Source organism: Amycolatopsis umgeniensis (genome assembly GCF_014205155.1).
GTDB lineage: Bacteria > Actinomycetota > Actinomycetes > Mycobacteriales > Pseudonocardiaceae > Amycolatopsis > Amycolatopsis umgeniensis.
Window position 1 is genome coordinate 2,467,925 of the sequence record NZ_JACHMX010000001.1, and the last position, 18,382, is coordinate 2,486,306.

The 18,382-nt window shown below is 69.4% G+C and carries 18 protein-coding genes; 4 read left to right on the plus strand and 14 right to left on the minus strand.

All coding sequences use genetic code 11. The annotated features are described in order from the left end of the window. Window positions 1–32 precede the first annotated feature (32 nt). A complete protein-coding gene (ilvN, locus tag HDA45_RS11065; RefSeq protein ID WP_005162051.1) occupies window positions 33–539 on the minus strand; it encodes an acetolactate synthase small subunit in 507 nt (168 codons plus the stop codon). Beyond that, the gene (locus tag HDA45_RS11070) at window positions 536–2,404 is read right to left on the minus strand and encodes an acetolactate synthase large subunit (RefSeq protein ID WP_184894366.1); all 1,869 of its coding nucleotides are present in this window, start codon (window positions 2,402–2,404) and stop codon (window positions 536–538) included. Before HDA45_RS11070 ends, ilvN begins: the two co-directional genes overlap by 4 nt. Window positions 2,405–2,724: 320 nt before the next feature. On the opposite strand from HDA45_RS11070, the gene HDA45_RS11075 reads away from it, so the two are divergent. Then, the gene (locus HDA45_RS11075; RefSeq protein WP_184894368.1) at window positions 2,725–3,195 is read left to right on the plus strand and encodes a PH domain-containing protein; all 471 of its coding nucleotides are present in this window, start codon (window positions 2,725–2,727) and stop codon (window positions 3,193–3,195) included. A 72-nt stretch (window positions 3,196–3,267) separates the two neighbouring features. Next, entirely contained in the window at window positions 3,268–5,112 is a 1,845-nt protein-coding gene (gene ilvD, locus HDA45_RS11080) for a dihydroxy-acid dehydratase (RefSeq protein ID WP_184894370.1), read from the plus strand. A gap of 76 nt (window positions 5,113–5,188) precedes the next feature. On the opposite strand, the gene HDA45_RS11085 is transcribed toward ilvD, so the two are convergent. The 3 genes from HDA45_RS11085 to HDA45_RS11095 all read right to left on the minus strand — a co-directional run bounded on the left by HDA45_RS11085 (window position 5,189) and on the right by HDA45_RS11095 (window position 7,586). Beyond that, window positions 5,189–5,731 (minus strand): DoxX family membrane protein, encoded by a 543-nt coding sequence (locus HDA45_RS11085; RefSeq protein ID WP_184905495.1) that lies wholly within the window; start codon window positions 5,729–5,731, stop codon window positions 5,189–5,191. Between the two features lie 92 nt (window positions 5,732–5,823). After that, window positions 5,824–6,648 (minus strand): DUF72 domain-containing protein, encoded by an 825-nt coding sequence (locus HDA45_RS11090; RefSeq protein ID WP_184905498.1) that lies wholly within the window; start codon window positions 6,646–6,648, stop codon window positions 5,824–5,826. A gap of 32 nt (window positions 6,649–6,680) precedes the next feature. Further along, entirely contained in the window at window positions 6,681–7,586 is a 906-nt protein-coding gene (locus tag HDA45_RS11095) for a 2-hydroxyacid dehydrogenase (RefSeq protein ID WP_184894372.1), read from the minus strand. Window positions 7,587–7,648: 62 nt separating this feature from the next. Here HDA45_RS11095 and HDA45_RS11100 point away from each other — a divergent pair, with 62 nt between their 5' ends. Beyond that, the gene (locus tag HDA45_RS11100; protein WP_184894374.1) at window positions 7,649–8,881 is read left to right on the plus strand and encodes a PQQ-dependent sugar dehydrogenase; all 1,233 of its coding nucleotides are present in this window, start codon (window positions 7,649–7,651) and stop codon (window positions 8,879–8,881) included. Here the strand turns inward: HDA45_RS11100 and HDA45_RS11105 are convergent. From HDA45_RS11105 to gatC, 9 genes are all read right to left on the minus strand, one after another. Beyond that, on the minus strand, window positions 8,878–10,266 hold the full coding sequence (locus HDA45_RS11105) for an MFS transporter (protein ID WP_184894376.1): 1,389 nt from the start codon (window positions 10,264–10,266) through the stop codon (window positions 8,878–8,880). The two genes, HDA45_RS11100 and HDA45_RS11105, sit on opposite strands and share 4 nt — an antisense overlap. Next, complete coding sequence (locus tag HDA45_RS11110; RefSeq protein ID WP_246480673.1) at window positions 10,263–10,835, minus strand: TetR/AcrR family transcriptional regulator; 573 nt, start codon at window positions 10,833–10,835, stop codon at window positions 10,263–10,265. The genes HDA45_RS11105 and HDA45_RS11110 overlap by 4 nt, the downstream gene beginning before the upstream one ends. 30 nt (window positions 10,836–10,865) lie before the next feature. Next, window positions 10,866–11,570 (minus strand): cupin domain-containing protein, encoded by a 705-nt coding sequence (locus HDA45_RS11115; protein ID WP_184894378.1) that lies wholly within the window; start codon window positions 11,568–11,570, stop codon window positions 10,866–10,868. Between the two features lie 10 nt (window positions 11,571–11,580). Next, window positions 11,581–12,498 (minus strand): DUF6807 family protein, encoded by a 918-nt coding sequence (locus HDA45_RS11120; protein WP_184894380.1) that lies wholly within the window; start codon window positions 12,496–12,498, stop codon window positions 11,581–11,583. Further along, window positions 12,495–13,556 (minus strand): Gfo/Idh/MocA family protein, encoded by a 1,062-nt coding sequence (locus tag HDA45_RS11125; protein ID WP_184894382.1) that lies wholly within the window; start codon window positions 13,554–13,556, stop codon window positions 12,495–12,497. Before HDA45_RS11125 ends, HDA45_RS11120 begins: the two co-directional genes overlap by 4 nt. An 82-nt stretch (window positions 13,557–13,638) precedes the next feature. Further along, window positions 13,639–14,124 (minus strand): hypothetical protein, encoded by a 486-nt coding sequence (locus HDA45_RS11130; RefSeq protein WP_184894384.1) that lies wholly within the window; start codon window positions 14,122–14,124, stop codon window positions 13,639–13,641. Further along, window positions 14,117–15,622 (minus strand): Asp-tRNA(Asn)/Glu-tRNA(Gln) amidotransferase subunit GatB, encoded by a 1,506-nt coding sequence (gene gatB / locus HDA45_RS11135; RefSeq protein WP_184894386.1) that lies wholly within the window; start codon window positions 15,620–15,622, stop codon window positions 14,117–14,119. Before gatB ends, HDA45_RS11130 begins: the two co-directional genes overlap by 8 nt. Then, window positions 15,619–17,136, minus strand: coding sequence for an Asp-tRNA(Asn)/Glu-tRNA(Gln) amidotransferase subunit GatA (gatA, locus tag HDA45_RS11140; RefSeq protein WP_184894387.1), 1,518 nt, complete (start codon window positions 17,134–17,136; stop codon window positions 15,619–15,621). The genes gatB and gatA overlap by 4 nt, the downstream gene beginning before the upstream one ends. Further along, the gene (gene gatC / locus HDA45_RS11145) at window positions 17,133–17,432 is read right to left on the minus strand and encodes an Asp-tRNA(Asn)/Glu-tRNA(Gln) amidotransferase subunit GatC (RefSeq protein ID WP_184894389.1); all 300 of its coding nucleotides are present in this window, start codon (window positions 17,430–17,432) and stop codon (window positions 17,133–17,135) included. The genes gatA and gatC overlap by 4 nt, the downstream gene beginning before the upstream one ends. A gap of 243 nt (window positions 17,433–17,675) precedes the next feature. Between gatC and HDA45_RS11150 the strand changes: the two genes are divergently transcribed. Beyond that, window positions 17,676–18,329 (plus strand): ACT domain-containing protein, encoded by a 654-nt coding sequence (locus HDA45_RS11150; RefSeq protein WP_184894391.1) that lies wholly within the window; start codon window positions 17,676–17,678, stop codon window positions 18,327–18,329. Window positions 18,330–18,382 lie beyond the last annotated feature (53 nt).

Below are 18,382 nucleotides of genomic sequence, written 5' to 3' on the forward strand. Positions count from 1 at the left end.
TACTTCCTTTCCTGACTTACAGACAAAGATTCTTAGCGGGCGGAGGTGGCGGTGATCGAACGAGAGCCCCGGCCGACCGCGACCATTCCGGACTGGACCAGTTCGCGGATGCCATAGGGCTCCAGCATCCGCAGCAGGGCACCGATCTTGTCCGAGGTGCCGGTGGCTTCGACGGTGAGCGCCTCGGGAGACACGTCCACCACCTTCGCGCGGAACAACTGCACTGTTTCGAGGACCTGGCTGCGCACGGTGTTGTCGGCGCGGACCTTGACGAGCAGCAGTTCGCGCTGCACGGCGGTGGACTTTTCCAATTCCACGATCTTGATGACGTTGACCAGCTTGTTGAGCTGTTTGGTCACCTGTTCGAGCGGTAGCTCTTCGACGGCGACCACGATCGTCATCCGGGACACCTCGGGATTCTCCGTGGGCCCGACGGCGAGGGATTCGATGTTGAAACCGCGCCGGGAAAACAGTCCGGAAACCCGCGCGAGGACACCGGGCTTGTTTTCCACCAGAACGCTCAGGGTGTGCACGCTCATCGCGCGTCTCCTTCTGCCGCCGCGTTGATCTCCGCCTCGGCGGCGACTTCGTCGTCGTCGAAGAGCGGGCGGATCCCGCGCACGGACATGATTTCGTCGTTACCGGTGCCCGCGGCCACCATGGGCCACACCTGGGCATCCTTCCCCACCACGAAATCGATCACGACGGGGCGGTCGTTGATCTCCATGGCGCGCCGAATGGTGGCGTCGACGTCTTCCTTGGTCTCACAGCGGAGCCCGGCGCAGCCGAGCGCCTCCGCGAGCAGGGTGAAGTCGGGGATGCGGTGCTTGTGGGTACCGAGATCGGTGTTGGAGTACCGCTCCGAGTAGAAGAGGTTCTGCCACTGGCGGACCATGCCGAGGTTGCCGTTGTTGATGACGGCGACCTTGATCGGCGCGCCTTCGATGGCGCAGGTGGCCAGTTCCTGGTTCGTCATCTGGAAACAGCCGTCGCCGTCGATGGCCCAGACCTGCTTGTCCGGGACGCCGAACTTGGCGCCCATCGCGGCCGGGACGGCGAAGCCCATCGTGCCGAGACCGCCGGAGTTGATCCAGGTGCGCGGGTTCTCGTACTTCACGAACTGCGCGGCCCACATCTGGTGCTGCCCGACGCCCGCGGTGTAGACCGCGTCCGGGCCGACCAGCGAACCGATGCGCTCGATGACGTACTGCGGGGAAAGCGTCCCGTCTTCGGGCCACTCGTAGCCCGCCGGGTAGTCGTCGCGCCAGGAGCTGACCTGCGTCCACCAGTCCGCGAGGTCCGGCTTCGCGGACTTGTCGGTCTCGGCGCGGACGGCCTCGATCAGTTCGGTGATGATCTCCGCGCAGTCGCCGACGATGGGCACGTCCGCCTTGCGGTTCTTGGAGATCTCGGCCGGGTCGATGTCGGCGTGGACGATCGCGGCCTCCGGCGCGAACGAGGACAGCTGCCCGGTGACGCGGTCGTCGAAACGGGCGCCGAGGGCGATCAGCAGATCCGCTCGCTGCATCGCCGCGACCGCGGAGACCGAACCGTGCATCCCCGGCATGCCGAGGTGCTGCGGATGCGAGTCGGGGAACGCGCCGCGGGCCATCAGCGTGGTGACGACCGGGATCCCGGTCAGCTCGGCCAGTTCCATCAGCTGACGCGAGGCGTCGGCCTTGATCACGCCACCGCCGACGTAGAGGACCGGGCGACGCGACTTGCTGATCAGCCGGGCGGCCTCGCGGACCTGCTTGCCGTGCGGGCGCAGCGTGGGCCGGTATCCCGGCAGCCGCAGCTCCGTCGGCCAGGAGAAGGAGGTCATCTCCTGCAGGACGTCCTTGGGGATGTCCACCAGGACCGGGCCGGGACGGCCGGTCGAGGCGAGGTGGAAGGCCTCCGCGATGGTGCGGGGGATGTCCGCCGGGTCGGTGACCAGGAAGTTGTGCTTGGTGATCGGCATCGTGATGCCGCAGATGTCGGCTTCCTGGAAGGCGTCCGTGCCGATCAGCGCGCGGGACTGCTGACCGGTGATGGCGACCACCGGCACCGAGTCCATGTTCGCGTCGGCCAGCGGGGTGACCAGGTTGGTCGCGCCGGGGCCGGACGTGGCCATGCACACACCGACCTTGCCGGTCGCCTGCGCGTAGCCGGTGGCGGCGTGGCCCGCGCCCTGTTCGTGGCGGACCAGGACGTGGCGGACCTTCGTCGAGTCGAGCAACGGGTCGTACGCCGGGAGAATGGTGCCGCCGGGAATACCGAACACGACTTCCGCGCCCACCGCTTCGAGCGAGCGGACGAGCGACTGCGCGCCCGTGACCCGCACCGGGGTCCCGGCCGGCGGCGCCGGCTTGGGACGTGCTCCAGGGGTGTTCGCTTCTGCTCGCGAGGTGGCACTAGTCATCGCTGTTTGCCTCGTCTTGTCTAGTCACTCGTTCGGGTATTCATTGGCTGGTTCGGCAGGAATATTGTTCCAGGCAACAAAAAACCCCCGCCGACCGGAGTGGTCGCACGAGGGTCGCGCGTCGACGCAGCGGAGACTTCCCTAAGCGTCGACGCGCTGGGGAAGTACGAGGCCGGTCTGCGTTGTCACGAGAGTGAAGCTAGTCGGTCGCCGTCAAGAGTGTCAACTCTGCGGGACGGCGATTCCGCATGTTGGACACCCTCGGCACGTGGCGAGACCCGCGTTCGGAGCCGGAAAGGCGGCGGTGCACCATCTTTGACGTGGCAGAAGAAAAGCAGCAAGAACAGGCGAACGAGGCTCCCAAAGCCGTCTTCAAGATTCCGAACACGGCGCTGTTGGCGATCGCTTTCCTCGTCGTCTGTGTGACGCCTGTCGCGTTCGGCGACGTGCCGTACCTCCAGTGGCTCTACCTCTTCCCGATCGCGCTGGCGGTGTTCGTCATCCGGACCCGCACGACGGCGACGTCCGAGGGGCTGGAAGTCCGCACGCTGTTCGGGCGGCGGGACCTGCCGTGGTCCGCCCTCAAGGGCCTCGCCATCACCGACAAGGCGAAGGTGCAGGCGGTGCTGAAGGACGAGTCCAAGATCGCCCTCCCCGCCGTGCGCACCCGCCACCTTCCGGTGATCTCGCTGGTCAGCGCGGGCCGCATGGCCGATCCCTCCGGGCTCACCGACACCGTCGACAAGGCCGGGGAACCGGCTCCGGAAAAGGACGAAGCCTCCGGGGAGTAGGATTGGTAGGACCAGTTTGGCGCCGGTTCGCCCGGCAAGGCCCTGGTCCCACCCCGAACCTTGGAGCAAGCCGTGCCCCCACTCCGTTCCCGGACCACCACCCACGGCCGCAACGCGGCGGGCGCCCGCTCGCTCTGGCGCGCCACCGGGATGACCGACAGCGACTTCGGCAAGCCGATCGTCGCCATCGCGAACTCCTACACCCAGTTCGTGCCGGGGCACGTGCACCTCAAGGACCTCGGCGAGATCGTCGCCGGCGCGGTGAAGGAGGCGGGCGGTGTCGCCCGCGAGTTCCACACGATCGCCGTCGACGACGGGATCGCCATGGGGCACAGCGGAATGCTCTACTCGCTGCCCTCGCGTGAGATCATCGCGGACTCCGTCGAGTACATGGTGAACGCGCACCAGGCCGACGCGCTGGTCTGCATCTCCAACTGCGACAAGATCACCCCGGGCATGCTGAACGCCGCCATGCGGCTGAACATCCCGGTGGTCTTCGTCTCCGGCGGGCCCATGGAAGCGGGCAAGGCCGTGGTCGTCGGCGGGGTCGCGCAGGCACCGACCGACCTGATCACCGCGATCGCCGCCTCGGCCAGCAGCGAGGTCGACGAGGACGGGCTGTCCATTGTGGAGCGCTCGGCCTGCCCGACCTGCGGTTCGTGTTCGGGCATGTTCACCGCGAACTCGATGAACTGCCTCACCGAGGCGCTGGGGCTCTCTCTGCCGGGCAACGGCTCCACCCTCGCCACGCACGCCGCCCGCAAGGCGCTGTTCGAGGACGCCGGGCGCACGGTCGTCGAGCTGTGCAAGCGTTGGTACGAGCAGGACGACGAGTCCGCGCTCCCGCGCTCGATCGCATCGAAGAAGGCTTTCGAGAACGCGATGGCCCTCGACATGGCGATGGGCGGCTCGACAAACACGGTGCTGCACATCCTCGCCGCCGCGCAGGAGGGCGAGGTCGACTTCACCATCGACGACATCGACGCCATCGGCCGCCGCGTGCCGTGCCTGTCGAAGGTCGCGCCGAACTCGGACTACCACATGGAGGACGTCCACCGCGCCGGCGGCATTCCGGCCATCCTCGGCGAGCTGTACCGCGGCGGGCTCCTGAACACCGACGTCCACTCCGTGCACTCACCGGACATCGAGTCTTGGCTGTCCACTTGGGACATCCGCGCGGAGGAGCCGTCCGCGCGGGCGGTCGAGCTGTTCCACGCCGCGCCGGGCGGGGTCCGCACCACGGAGGCGTTCTCCACCGAGAACCGCTGGTCCTCTTTGGACACCGATGCCTCCGGCGGCTGCATCCACGACGTCGAGCACGCCTACACCAAGGACGGCGGGCTCGCGATCCTGCGCGGCAACCTCGCGGAGAACGGCGCCGTCATCAAGTCCGCGGGCATCGACGAGGAACTCTGGCGCTTCGAGGGCCCGGCCCGGGTGCTGGAAAGCCAGGAGGAGGCGGTTTCGGCCATCCTCAAGAAGGAGATCCAGCCCGGTGAGGTGCTGGTGATCCGCTACGAAGGCCCGGCGGGCGGCCCGGGGATGCAGGAGATGCTGCACCCGACGGCGTTCCTCAAGGGCTCCGGCCTCGGCAAGAAGTGCGCGCTGATCACCGACGGCCGGTTCTCCGGCGGTTCGTCGGGCATCTCCGTCGGGCACATCTCCCCCGAAGCCGCCGCGGGCGGGGCGATCGGGCTCGTCCAGAACGGCGACCGGATCCTGCTCGACGTCCACGAGCGCCGTCTCGAACTGCTCGTCGACGCGGACGTCCTCGCCGAGCGGCGCGCGAAGATGGACGCGAGCGAGCGGCCGTGGCAGCCGGTCTCGCGGGACCGGAAGGTCACCGCCGCGCTGCGGGCCTACGCGCGGATGGCGACGTCGGCCGACACCGGCGCGGTGCGGGACCCGAACAAGTAAAGACGCGATGCGCGTGAAGGCCCCCTTCCCTCGGCTGAGCCGAGGGAAGGGGGCCTTCACGCGGCAAGACCAGTCGTCAGCGGCACAGGACGATCACCACGACCGAAGCCGCCGCCGTCAGCAGCAGCCCGATCAACCCGAACGAAAGCGGCCGCTTCCGCCACGGGGTGTTGACGTCCAGCGAAATCCGCCCGGCGCCCGCGAGCAGGACGGTCAGCGAAGCGGCGCCCAGCAGGAGCTCGAACTCGAAGCCCTGCCCCTCCTTCTGGAAGAACCCGCCGCCGAACTTCACGAACACGATGTTCGCGCAGACCCCGAGCAACGCGGCGGCGCCGACCGGGGTGAACAGGCCCACCAGCACGAGCGCGCCGCCGAGTACCTCGCTGATCCCGGTGATCCACGAAAGCAGCGTGGTCTGGCTGGTGTAGCCGAAGCTGCCGAGCACCTTGGCGAAGCCGCCGACCCCGGGCCCGCCGAAGGCGCCGAAGAGGTGCTGGAGCCCGTGCGCGCCCATGGTCACGCCGAGCACCACGCGCAGGACGAGCAGACCGAGATCGATCCCGCCCCTGGTCTCCGCCGGGCCGGGGCCGCTGTCGGAGTCGGCCACGTCCGAGATCACACTGGTCTGATAGTCATCGCTCACGCGCGAAGGGTAGGGGAAACCGGCCCGTCAGGCGACTGTTTCGACGACAGGCGGAGTGGCGCTCACGTTCAGAACAGGGTCGCGGGCTCGAGCGGTTCGGGCTCGGGCAGCGGGTCGAGCCCGGGCACCAGGGCGCGCACGTCGTCGTGGAACCGGCGGGCGAGCGCCGGCGCGTCGTCGTTGTCGGGAGTGTGCAGGAAGACCGTGGGCGACCGGCCCGCACGCAACCACTCGGCGACCACCTCGGCCCAGGGCCGCCACCCCTGGACGGTTTCCTCGGTCGAGTCCCGGCCCAGATAGCGGACGATCGGCCGGTCGGTCAGCGCCCGCGTCCGCCGTGGCAGCCGGGGTTTCTTGGCCCAGGCGTCCTGCTCGGCCTCGCTGACCGGCGGACTGCCGAAGAAGACCGTCGTGTCGAAAGGCACCCATTCGGCGTCCGCGGCGGTGAGGGTCGTCTCCAGCAGCGACGCCGAGCGGGCGCCGGTGTAGAACTCGGGATGGCGCACCTCCACGGCGCGTCGGAGGCCGGCGGGGAGCCGTCTCAGGAACCGGCCGAGCGAGTCGACGTCCGACGGGCCGAACGAGCCGGGCAGCTGGGTCCACAGGACCGCCCGTTCGCCGAGAGGTTCGATCGCGTCCAGGAACGCCCGCATCTCGGTCTCGACCCCGGCGAGGCGTCGTTCGTGCGTGACGACCTTGGGCAGCTTGACCACGAACCGGAACCCGGGGTCGGTCTGCCGCGCCCACGTCTCGACGGTGTCCCGGGCGGGGGTCGCGTAGAAGGTGGTGTTGCCCTCGACGGCGTTGCACCAACCCGCGTAGGCCCGCAGTCGCTCCCCGGCGGGCAGCGACTTCGGCAGGAACCGCCCGGCCCACGCCTTGTGCGTCCACATCGCGCAGCCGACGTGCAGTGTCGCCACGCTGATCAGTACTCGCCGTGGACCAGGTTCTTCGGCAGCTCTCCGCCCAGGTAGTGGCTCAGTTCCCTGGCCACCACCGCGTAGGCGCGCTGCCGCCTCCCGCTCACCGCGCCCGCGACATGCGGGGTCAGCAGCAGGCCCGGCACATCCCACAGTGGATGCCCGTCGGGCAACGGCTCGGGATCGGTGACGTCGAGGGCGGCGCGCAACCGGCCCGCCGCGAGCTCCGCGACGAGCGCGTCGGTGACCACGACCGGCCCCCTCGAGACGTTGACGAGGATCGCCTCGTCCGGCATCGCGGCCAAGAACTCCGCGTCGACCAGTCCCCGGGTGTGCTGGGTGAGCGGCACCATCAGGACGGCGATGTCGTGGTCGGGCAGCAGGTCGGGGAGTTCACCGACGCCGTGCACGCCTTCGCGAGCTGTCGCGCCGACCATCGTGCAGCGCACGTCGAACGTCTCCAGCCGCCGTCGCAGATGCCTGCCGAGGTCGCCGGCACCGATGATGAGGGCCCGTTTACCCTGCAGGGTGTCGGTGGTCCGGCGCTCCCAGTGCTTCCGGCGCAAGCCGTCGGCGAAACCGTCGAGACCGCGGTAGATCGCCAGGAGGACCGCGACGACCCATTCGGCCGAGCTTCCGCCGTGCGCGCCGCGGCAGGTCGAGAGCAGGACACCGTCCGGCACCTTGCCGACCCAGTCCTCGGCCCCCGCCACCAGCAACTGCACGAGTTTGACGTTCGGCAGTTCGCGCCACAGCTCCTCGCTGGGCTGGTCACCGGTCACGAGGACCTCGGCTTCGGCGGCTTCGGCGGGCACCGGCTCTCCCCGGCGGTACACCACCGGACGGACACCCTCGATCTCCGAAAGCGCGGTCATTCCCTCTTCGTCGGGCACGAGCACGGTTACGGTCATGATCGCCACGGTATCGAGTGCCGCTTACCCGTGGCTCACGCACGCCCACCTAGGCTGGGCCCGTGCGTACCCGGTACCGGCGGAAATGGACTGCGCCGCTGGCCCTGCTGGCCTGCGGCTCGCTGTTGCTCTCCGGCTGCGCCGACTTCGACAACACGGCCGCCGGGCAGAAGTTCACGCCGGTCAACCCGCCGTCCCCCGAGTCCCCGCCGCAGGTCGGGCCCGGCGGTGAGGCCGGCGACTCCGGCCCCGGCGGTCCGGGCCGCGGGAACGGGCCGAACCAGACGCCGACCCCGGTCCCGCCGCCGCAGGGTTGCAAGGACTTCGACAAGGCCGTCATCGCGACCTGTCTGGACACCGTCGCCGCCGTGGCCGCGATCCCCGGCGACGGCACCGCGCCCAGTGCGCTCGCGGGCGAACGCAAGAGCGGCCGGATCATGTTCGCCGCCGCGGGGAAGGACCCGGCGGGCTGGGCGACCATCCCCGTCGACGGTTCCGGCGACGGCGGACTCACCTCGCTCGCCCTCTCCCCGGGTTTCGCCGAAGACCAGCTCGTCTTCGCCTACATCACCACCCCGACGGACAACCGGGTCGTCCGGCTGGCGAAGGGCCAGGCGCCGAAACCGGTGCTGACCGGCATCCCCAAGGGCGCCTCCGGCAACCGCGGCGCGATCGGCACCGACGGCAAGGGCGCGCTCCTGGTCGCCACCGGCGACGCGGGCAACCCCGGGCTCGCGGCCGATCCCGCGTCGCTGGCCGGGAAGGTGCTGCGCGTCGACACGTCCGGCAAACCCGCGCCGGGCAATCCGACGGCGGGTTCGGCCGTCTTCTCGACCGGTGTGCACTCCCCCGGCGGGATCTGCGGCGACCAGTCCGGATCGCGCGTATGGCTGACGGACAGGCTGGCGGACAAGGACGTCCTCCACCGGCTTCGCGCGGGCCAGCCGCTGACCACCCCGGCCTGGACCTGGCCGGACAAGCCCGGGGTCGCGGGGTGCGCGGACTTCGTCGGCGCCACCGGCTACCTGTCCATCGCGACGTCGGTCGCGGGCAACCTGCAGAACCTGCCGGTCACGCCGGACGGCGCGGTGACCGGCAAACCCGGCGTCACCCTGGACGGCAAGACCGGCAAACCGCCGAAGACCTTCGGCCGCCTGTCCTCGATGAGCATGATCAACCCGCAGATCGCGCTGGTCGGCACGATCAACAAGGACGGCGGCGCACCGGTTTCGAGCGACGACCGCCTCGTCATCATCACGCCGGCGGCCAGCACCGGCGGGGGCGGCAAGGACTAGAGATTCGTCGACACTGCTCGACGGGGAGATCTCGTCGTGGCGACGATGACGGCGCTGGCGGCCAGCAGCGGTAGTGCCCAGAACGCCGTGGTGCGGTAGCCGTCCTGGGCGGGAAGCAGTGTGCCGTCCGGAGTGGTGGCGGCGAGGAGGAAGCCGGCGAGCGCGCTGCCGACGCTCATCCCCATGCTGCGGGCGATCTGGTTGATCGAGAGCACGCTGGCCGTTTCTTCTTGGGGCACACCGACGAGGACGAGTCTGGGCATCACCGCGAAGACCCCTCCGACGGCGAAGCCGAGTAAGGCGATCGCGACGAGCACGAGGACGAGCGACCGGTTGCCGACGGCGAACAGCGAGGCGGCGGCCACGGCGATCCCGATCGAGAACGTGTACGTCCCTCGCTCGGTGATGCGCACGCTGAGCCGCGGTACCGCCTTTCCCGCGGCGAAACCGAGCAGTGAGAACGGGATCAGGGCCGCGCCCGCGGCGACACCGGGGAGTGCGAAGCCGTAGCGGGCGCCGCCGGGAGTCTGCACATAGCGCGTGAACAGGCTGAACAGCAGGTACAAACCCGCTCCGGCCACGAGTATCGCCGAATTCGCGCGGAGAACGGGCGCTTGGCCGAGCAACCGGAGACTCACCAGCGGTGCCTTTGCCCGCAGTTCGAGGAACGTCCACACGGCCAAAACCGCGGCGGAACCGGCGAGGACACCACCGGCCGCCCACGCGGTCTCCCAGATCGAGGGGTCGGCGATGACCAGGAGGATCCCGAGCATTCCGAGAGCGAGGAGAAGCGCGCCGGTGACGTCGATCCGGGGCAGCTCACCGGGCGCCTCGGCAGGCAGGGTCCGCCACGCGATGATCAGCGCGACGGTGGACAGGAGGAATCCGAGTCCGTACGCGGCGCGCAGGCCCGAGAGCTGGTCGAGAAGGCTGATCACCGGGTAGCCGACCCCGATGCCCACGGTCGACGCGACCGAGATCGCGGCGATCGTCGATGCCGAACGTTCGGGTGGCAGATGTGCGCGGGCGACGCTCATCAACAGCGGCCCGGCCGCGACCGCGAGCCCCTGCAAACCGCGTCCGATCACCAACGCCGCGAACGGGAGCGGGAGCACCGTCAAGAGTCCACCCACCATGACCAGGGCCAGGGTGGCGAGGATCGTGACCCGGCGGTACGGGCCGCTGCCGAGCCTGCCCAGCACCGGGCCCGCGATCGCGCCGCTGAACAGGGTCACCGTCAAGGTCCACTGCGCGGCCTCCAGTGACACGTGCGTTCCCGTGGCGACCGGGGTGATGAGAGGCGCTCCGACGCTCCCGATCACCGCTCCCGACAACGCCGTGCAGACCAGGGCGACGCTCAGGCCGCGGTCCGCACGGGTGCTCACCGGTTCGTCCCGGTGGTGATGTGCGCGAACAGCTCCGGCTGGATCCGGGTGCGGACACCCTCGGCCCAGGCCTCGTCGACCTGCTCGATGCCCATCGCGGCGCCGGCGTTCAGCAGCATTCCGAAGGCGAGGAAGGTCTTCACGGTCACCGGCTCGAGACCGGTGCCGTCCTCCGTCGTGCCCCACAGCCGGGCGAAACACGATCGCACCACGTCCCGCACTTCGGGGTCACCACACGCGGCGAAGCCCTGGAGCTGCAACAACAAGCTGGTCCGATCGGCCAGCAGGTCGAAATACTGGCCGCCCATCGCCGAGAGCGCGTCCAGGCCGGTTTTCCCCCCGCCCGCGGCGCGCATACCGTCGCTGACACGCTCGAACGCGGCCCGGACCAGCTCCAGGAACAGGGCTTTCTTCGTCCCGAAGATCCGGAAGACGTACGCCTGCGTGATCCCCGCGGTCCTCGCGATCACCTCCGTCGACGCCCCGTGCAACCCGTGCTCCGCGAACTCCTCCGCCGCGATGGCCAGCACCTGGGCGCGTCGTTCGGTCCCGCTCATCCGTTCGGCCATGACGATAGATTACTAGTTACTAACCACTAACTACAGAGGCGGGTCCTCAAGGCGGTACTCTTCGCGCCGCCCGCACATGCCGTAACCGTCCTTTGTGGACGGCACCGCGACCCGCACGCCGGCTCCCTCGAGATGGCTCGCGTCACCGTTCGCGAGCGCCTTCAGGTGTTCACCGGTGAGCTCGGCGGCGGCCAGCGCGCCGGCACGCCAGCGCGGGATCCAGGCGCCGACCTTCGGCGCGACCAGTGCGGCGGCCACGCGATGGAAGTCCCTCAGCGGGCCGGGATCCCCCGCGGCGAGGGCGTCCCGGATCGGCAGGTAGCCCTCGATCGCGAGGTCGCGGCGGCGACGGGCAGCGTCGTCGTCCGTGGGCATCGCGGCGGCCTCGGCGTACGCGTCGGGGTCGGCGAGGAGCGGGGGCGGGAAGGTGAAGACTGCGTCGCCCGCTTCGGGCAGCCCGCTGTTCTGCATGAGCACGGTGATCCGCAGGTCGTCGCGCTGCACCATCCGGTGAACCGTGCCGGGCGCGAACCACGCGACGACCCCGGCTTCGAGTCCGGTCTCGCGGTAGCCGTCGACGCTGAGTGTCTGCACCGCGCCGCGTCCGCCGGTGACGACGTAGGCCTCCGTGCAGGCGAGGTGCAGATGCGGGCTGCCGCCGCACACCCCGTCCGCGGCCTCCCAGTCGTAGGCCCGCAGATGGGAAAGGCCGATGCCGCCGGGAAGCGGGAACACGAGGACCTCCTCAGAATCCGTGTGTCTTCAGGTAGTGCTCGACGCGGTCGCGATCCCAGGCACCGTCCGCGACCACCACGCGATAGCGATAGTGGAAACTTTCGCCGGGCGGCAGGGCGAACTCCTCGAAGAACGCCCAGGAGATCGCCACCGTCGGCGTGCCGTGCGACCGGACGAACCAGTGCGACTCGTGGATCGCGTGCTCGTTTTCCGGCGCGTGCGCGAAAACCAGCGTCGACTTCGCGTCGACCTCGTCGTGCTCGCCGACGAACGCCAGCCACGGCGCCTGCCGTCCCATCATCTCCTCGCCGCCGAGATCGCCGGGGCCGAGCACCTCGCCGCCACTGAATTCGCGGGGGCCACGCCAGTGCAGCCCGGTATAGCCTGCCATCTCGCGTCCGGCGGTCGTCGGGCTGCCGAAGTCCAGTGGCTCGTCACGGATGTTGGTCAGGGTGATCGCCCAGTCGATGGCCCAGGCCCCCTCGTCCGGCACCACGGAATGGACGACGAGGTCACGCCGTTCGCGCGCCCATTCCCCGCCGCCGTTCTCGACCCAGGTCAGGTTTTCGCCCACGGTGAGGCTTTCGTCCTCGACGGTGAACTCCGCGAAACCGTCGTGCCGCATGGAACCGACGAGATCGGGCAGTTCCCGGTACCAATCGCCGGGTACGTAGGTCCAGCCGCCCCAGAAGTTCTGCCCGGACAGATGACTCGACGTCATCTGCAGTCCCTTGTGCCAGCGGTGATCCGACGGCCGGTAGGCGCTGACCTGACGTCCGGCCAGCGTCCGCAGCGGATGCGTGTACGGCTTGCGCGACTCATAGGCCGCGGGATCGGGTTTGTACACATAGGACAGTAGTTCGACGCCCGCGGCCTCGACGGTGACACGTTCGCCGTGCCGGTGCGTGACGGTGATGGATGCGCTCACGATTCCCCGTTCATGGCGAAGTGGAAGGGATCCTCGGAGGTGATCTCGCCCGCGTGGACGGTGCGCCCGGTGAACGCGGCTTTGTACAGCGCGGCGATGAAGGCGAGCGCGCGCCGTCCATCCGCACCACTGCACGGCGGACGTTCCCCCGCCCTGATCGCGGCGAGGACCCGGGTCAGCTGCGCGGTGTGGGAACTGTCGAGGTTCGCCGACGGCTTTCGCCATTTCTTGGCGACGTGCGGCGCGGGCGTGTAGATCCAGTCGTCGTTGCCGTAGCCGTAGAGATGGGTCAATTCGACTGTCGCGTCGGAGCAGTCGATGCGGATCCGGCTGACTTCGCCGGGTGAGAGCACGCTGTTCACCACTGTCGCCATCGCGCCGGATTCGAACCGCACCAACGCCGTCGAGACGTCGTCGGTGCGCACGTCGTGCACGAGCCTGCCCGTCATCGCGCGGATCTCGGCCCAGTCCCCGAGCAGGTGCAGGAGCAGGTCGATCTGGTGGATCCCCTGGCCCATGGCGGGTCCGCCGCCTTCGGTGGCCCAGTCGCCACGCCACGGGACGGCGTAGTACTCCGCGTCGCGGAACCACGTCGTCTGGCAGTGCGCGACCAGCGGCCGTCCGAGTTCGCCCGCGGCCAGCAGGTCGCGGAAATGCGCGGCGGCGGAGCCGAACCGGTGCTGGAAAACGAAACTGGCGTACGGCCCGCCCTCGGACTCGGCCGCGGTGATCTCGTCGTATTCGGACAGTGACCGGCAAGGTGGCTTCTCGCACCACACCCACGCTCCGGCTCGCAAAGCCCGCACGGCTTGCCCGGCATGCTGCGAAGGCGGGGTGCACAGCGAGACGAGATCGGGCTTCTCTTCGGCGAGAAGCCGCCGGAAATCGGTGTAGGGCTTGATATCGCCGGTGGAAAAACCGGCGACCCTGGCTTCGTCGACGTCCGCCGCCGCGACCACGGTCACGTCCGACGGGTGGGCTTCGTAGGCGGCTAGATGGCTTTTGGCGATTCCTCCGGTGCCGATGATGGCCGCCCGGAGGGGTGTCCCGGTCGTCACCCGTGACCTCCACCGTGCTTGTGAGGCTCTTACACGGTAGACAGAAAGCGCTTTCTTACGCAACCCCTGCGCAGGCAGAGGACTACTTGCGGGCTCGGACGTCGAAAGCGGCGCCGACAACGGAGACGACAGCTGCCGCCAGGCCGAGGTAGCGGCCGAGGCCCGCCCCGATCTCGATGCCCGCGGCGGAGAGGATCCCCCGCTGGTCGGCGTCGAACTGCCAGTCGAGGGTGAACCAGCCGAGCAGCATCAGCAGCAGGGCGGCGATGGCCGCCATCAGCCACAGATGCGGCAGGCCCGCGCGGCGGACGGCCTCGACGCGGCCGAACAGCACGACGGCGAGACCGGGCAGGAACAAGAGGAAGACCGGCGCCCAGGCGAGGAAGCCCGAACGCCACGCGTCACGCGTGACGTCGCCCGCGGGCAAGGACGTCAGCACGTCCTCGATCTCCGGACGCGACGCCGTCAGCGTCGTCCACGGGAAGAACAAGGCCACCAGCGCGAGCAGCCCGGCCGCGAGGCCGAGCCACTCACGCCAGGTGACCTTCTTGAAACCGAGTTCAGGCACCGACTCGCTCGACGATCAGTTCGCGCACCCGCTTGGCGTCGGCCTGCCCCTTGGTGGCCTTCATGACCGCGCCGACGATCGCCCCGGCCGCGGCCACCTTGCCGCCGCGGATCTTCTCGGCGATGTCCGGCTGCGCGGCCAGTGCCTCGTCGACGGCCGCGATCAGCGCGGAGTCGTCGGAGACGACCTTCAGGCCGCGCTTCTCGACGACCTCGGACGGCGAACCCTCGCCTGCGAGGACACCCTGCACGACCTCTTTGGCCAGCTTGTTGGTCAGCTCACCGGCGTTGACCAGCCCGATGACCTCGGCCAGCTGCGCCGGGGTGATCGCCAGCTCCGCCAGTTCGATCTCGCGGGAGTTGGCCTCCTGCGCCAGCGTGTTGACCCACCAGCTGCGGGCCTCGTCCGGCGTCGCACCCGCCTCGACGGTCGCGGCGACCAGGTCGACCGCGCCGACGTTGAGCAGGTCGCGCAGCGCCTCGTCGGTCAGGTTCCACTCGCGCTGGATGCGCTTGCGGCGCTCCGACGGCATCTCCGGCAGCGTCTTGCGCAGCTCCTCGACCCACTCGGCCGTCGGCGCGATCGGCACCAGGTCGGGCTCCGGGAAGTACCGGTAGTCCTCGGCGGTCTCCTTGGTACGGCCGGGCGAAGTGGTGCCGTCGGCCTCCTGGAAGTGCCGCGTCTCCTGCTTGATCGTGCCGCCCTCGGCGAGGATCGCCGCCTGGCGGGTCATCTCGTACCGCACCGCGCGCTCGACGCTGCGCAGCGAGTTGACGTTCTTGGTCTCGGTGCGCGTGCCGAACTCGGTCGCGTCCTTGGCCATCAGCGACACGTTCGCGTCGCACCGGACCGAACCCTGGTCCATCCGGACGTCCGAGACGTCGAGCGCACTCAGCAGGTCCCGCAGCGCGGTGACATACGCGCGCGCCACCTCGGGCGCACGTCCGCCGGTGTGCTCGATCGTCTTCGTGACGATCTCGATCAGCGGCACGCCGGCGCGGTTGTAGTCGAGCAGCGAGTGCTCGGCGCCATGAATACGACCCGTCCGGCCGCCCACATGGAGCGACTTGCCGGTGTCCTCCTCCATGTGCGCGCGCTCGATCTCGACACGCACGACCTCGCCGTCGTCCAGTGTCACGTCGAGGTAGCCGTTGAACGCGATGGGCTCGTCGTACTGCGAGGTCTGGAAGTTCTTCGGCTGGTCCGGGTAGAAGTAGTTCTTCCTGGCGAACCGGCACCACGACGCGATCTCGCAGTTGAGCGCGAGGCCGATGCGGATCGCGCCCTCGACGGCCTTGCCGTTCACCACCGGCAGCGACCCGGGCAGGCCGAGGCAGGTCGGGCAGACCTTGGAGTTGGGCTCGCCGCCGAACTCGTTGGCGCAGGCGCAGAACATCTTGGTGTTCGTGTTCAGCTCGACGTGCACCTCGAGGCCCAGGACCGGATCGAACCGCTCGATGACGTCGGCGTAGTCCATCAACTCAACCACGGCGGTCACTTCTTTCCTCCCAGCTCAGGAACCTCGTGCACCAGCGAGCCACCGTTGGCGGCGTCACGCGCGACCTCGTAGGCGGCGCCGACGCGGTACAGCCTGTCGTCGGCCATCGCGGGGGCCATGATCTGGAGACCGACCGGCAGGCCGTCCTCGTGCGACAGTCCACTCGGGACGCTCATCGCCGCGTTGCCCGCGAGGTTCGACGGGATGGTGCAGAGGTCCGCGAGGTACATCGCCATCGGGTCGTCGACGCGCTCGCCGATCTTGAACGCGGTGGTCGGCGTGGTCGGCGAGACCAGCACGTCCACCTTTTCGTACGCGGCTTCGAAGTCTCGCGTGATGAGCGTGCGGACCTTCTGCGCCGAGCCGTAGTAGGCGTCGTAGTAGCCCGACGACAGCGCGTACGTGCCGAGCATGATGCGGCGTTTGACCTCGGGGCCGAAGCCCTTTTCGCGGGTCAGCGACATGACCTCTTCGGCGCTGTGCGCGCCGTCGTCGGACACGCGCAGGCCGTACCGCATGGCGTCGAACCGGGCGAGGTTCGACGAGCACTCGCTCGGCGCGATCAGGTAGTACGCGGGCAGCGCGTAGGTGAAGTTCGGGCACGAGACCTCGACGATCTCGGCACCGAGCGCGCGCAACTGCTCGACGGCGGCCTCGAACGACCGCAACACGCCCGGCTGATAACCGTCGCCGGCGAATTCCTTCACCACGCCGACGCGGACGCCCTTGAGGTCACCGGTCAGGCCCTGGCGGGCCGCGGCGACCACCGGCGGGACCGGCGCGTCGATCGAAGTCGAGTCCATCGGGTCGTATCCGGCGATGACCTCGTGCAGCAGGGCGGCGTCGAGCACCGTCCGCGCGCAGGGACCGGCCTGGTCGAGCGACGACGAGAAAGCGACGAGACCGTAGCGGGAGACGCCGCCGTACGTCGGCTTCACGCCGACGGTGCCGGTGACAGCGCCGGGCTGGCGGATCGAGCCGCCGGTGTCGGTGCCGATCGCGATCGCCGCTTCGAACGCCGCGATCGACGCCGAGGAGCCACCGCCGGAACCGCCCGGGATCCGGGCGTGGTCCCACGGGTTGTGCGTCGGGCCGAACGCGGAGTTCTCCGTGGAGGAGCCCATCGCGAACTCGTCCATGTTGGTCTTGCCGAGCACCACGACACCGGCTTCGCGCAGCTTGCGCGTCACGGTGGCGTCGTACGGCGGGATCCAGTTCTCCAGCGTCTTCGAGCCGACCGTGGTGGGGATGCCCTTGGTGGTCAGCACGTCCTTGAGCGCCAGCGGCACCCCGGCGAGCGGCGACTTCGGAGCCCTGCCCTCGGCGACGTCGGCGTCCACCGCGCGGGCCGCGTCGAGCGCGCCCTCGGTGTCCACGTGCAGGAACGCGTGGATGTGGTCGTCGACCTCGGCGATCCGGTCCAGGTGGGCCTGGGCGACCTCGACGGCCGACACCTCACGGGACTGGATCTTCTCCGCCAGCTCGGCGGCGGTCAGCTTGATGAGTTCGGTCACTGCTCTTCTCCCAGAATCCGCGGCACCCGGAAACGACCCTCTTCGGCGGCCGGCGCACCGGCCAGCGCCTGCTGCTGGGTCAGCCCCTGTCGGACGGTGTCCTCGCGGAACACGTTCGTCAGCGGTACGGCGTGCGACGTGGGCGGGACATCCTCGCCTGCGACCTCGCTCACCTTGGCCACCGAGTCCAGAATCTGGTCGAGCTGGCCTGCGAAGACGTCCAGCTCCTCTTCGGTGACGGCAAGCCTGGCCAGCTTGGCGAGGTGTGCGACCTCGTCGCGGGAAATGTTGGGCACGCGGGTGACTCCCGGGGTGTGCTGTGCGGGTTCTGTCGGAAGCTGCAAGTCTATGGTGGCGGCGTCGGCGAACTCGACCGGGTTATGCCGCGGCCAGGACTCCCACGTCGGGTAGGAGTGCCTGGTTCGTTATCCCGAAGGCCGGATGGCTGGCCCCATTACACCGTCCGGTCTGTCACAATCGGCGCCCGGCGTAGCGCGTTCCACGGCGAGGCTGGAACGCCTGAGGCGAGAGGGGCGCGTGTGTCGTTCCTGATCCGGGTCCAATTACCGGACACCCCGGGGACCCTCGGCGCGGTCGCCACCGCGCTCGGCACCGTCGGCGCCGACATCCTGAGCGTGGACGTGGTCGAACGAAGCGGCGGTGTCGCCATCGACGACCTCGTCGTCGAGATCCCCTCCGGCAGGCTGCCGGACGCGCTGATCACCGCCGCCGAAAGCGTCGACGGCGTCGAGGTCGACGCCGTGCGCCCGTACGCCGGGGTGCTGGACACCCATCGCGAACTCGAACTGGTCGAGGAGATCGCCGCGAAGCCCGCTTCGGGGCTGGAGATCCTCGCCGAAGGTGTGCCCAGGATCATCCGGGCGGGCTGGGCCGTCGTCGTCGAGCATTCGGAATCCGGTGCGCTGAGGCTGGCTTCGTCCAGCGCCGCGCCCGAGACGCCGATCACCGACCTGCCGTGGCTTCCGCTGGAACGCGCCACCATCCTCGACGCCGAGGAGGCGTGGATCCCGGAGACGTGGAAGGAACTGGGGACCGAACTCGCGGCCACGCCGCTGGGGAAGCCGGGGAAGGCGCTGCTGGTCGCGCGGCCCGGCGGGCCGAACTTCCGCGCCGCCGAGGTGGCGCGCCTGGCGCATTTCGCGGGCATCGTCGCCGTCGTCCTGGACAGCTGACCTTCGCGTTCAGTCCTCTGGATGCGGTAGTTGCACGCGCAAGTACCGCATCC

What these genes read in the sequence shown, in the direction of transcription:
- ilvN (WP_005162051.1), bottom strand. Translation starts at nt 539, where the DNA reads ATGAGCGTGCACACCCTGAGCGTTCTGGTGGAAAACAAGCCCGGTGTC.
- HDA45_RS11070 (WP_184894366.1), bottom strand. Translation starts at nt 2,404, where the DNA reads ATGACTAGTGCCACCTCGCGAGCAGAAGCGAACACCCCTGGAGCACGT.
- HDA45_RS11090 (WP_184905498.1), bottom strand. Translation starts at nt 6,648, where the DNA reads ATGTGGACGCACAAGGCGTGGGCCGGGCGGTTCCTGCCGAAGTCGCTG.
- HDA45_RS11095 (WP_184894372.1), bottom strand. Translation starts at nt 7,586, where the DNA reads ATGACCGTAACCGTGCTCGTGCCCGACGAAGAGGGAATGACCGCGCTT.
- HDA45_RS11110 (WP_246480673.1), bottom strand. Translation starts at nt 10,835, where the DNA reads ATGGCCGAACGGATGAGCGGGACCGAACGACGCGCCCAGGTGCTGGCC.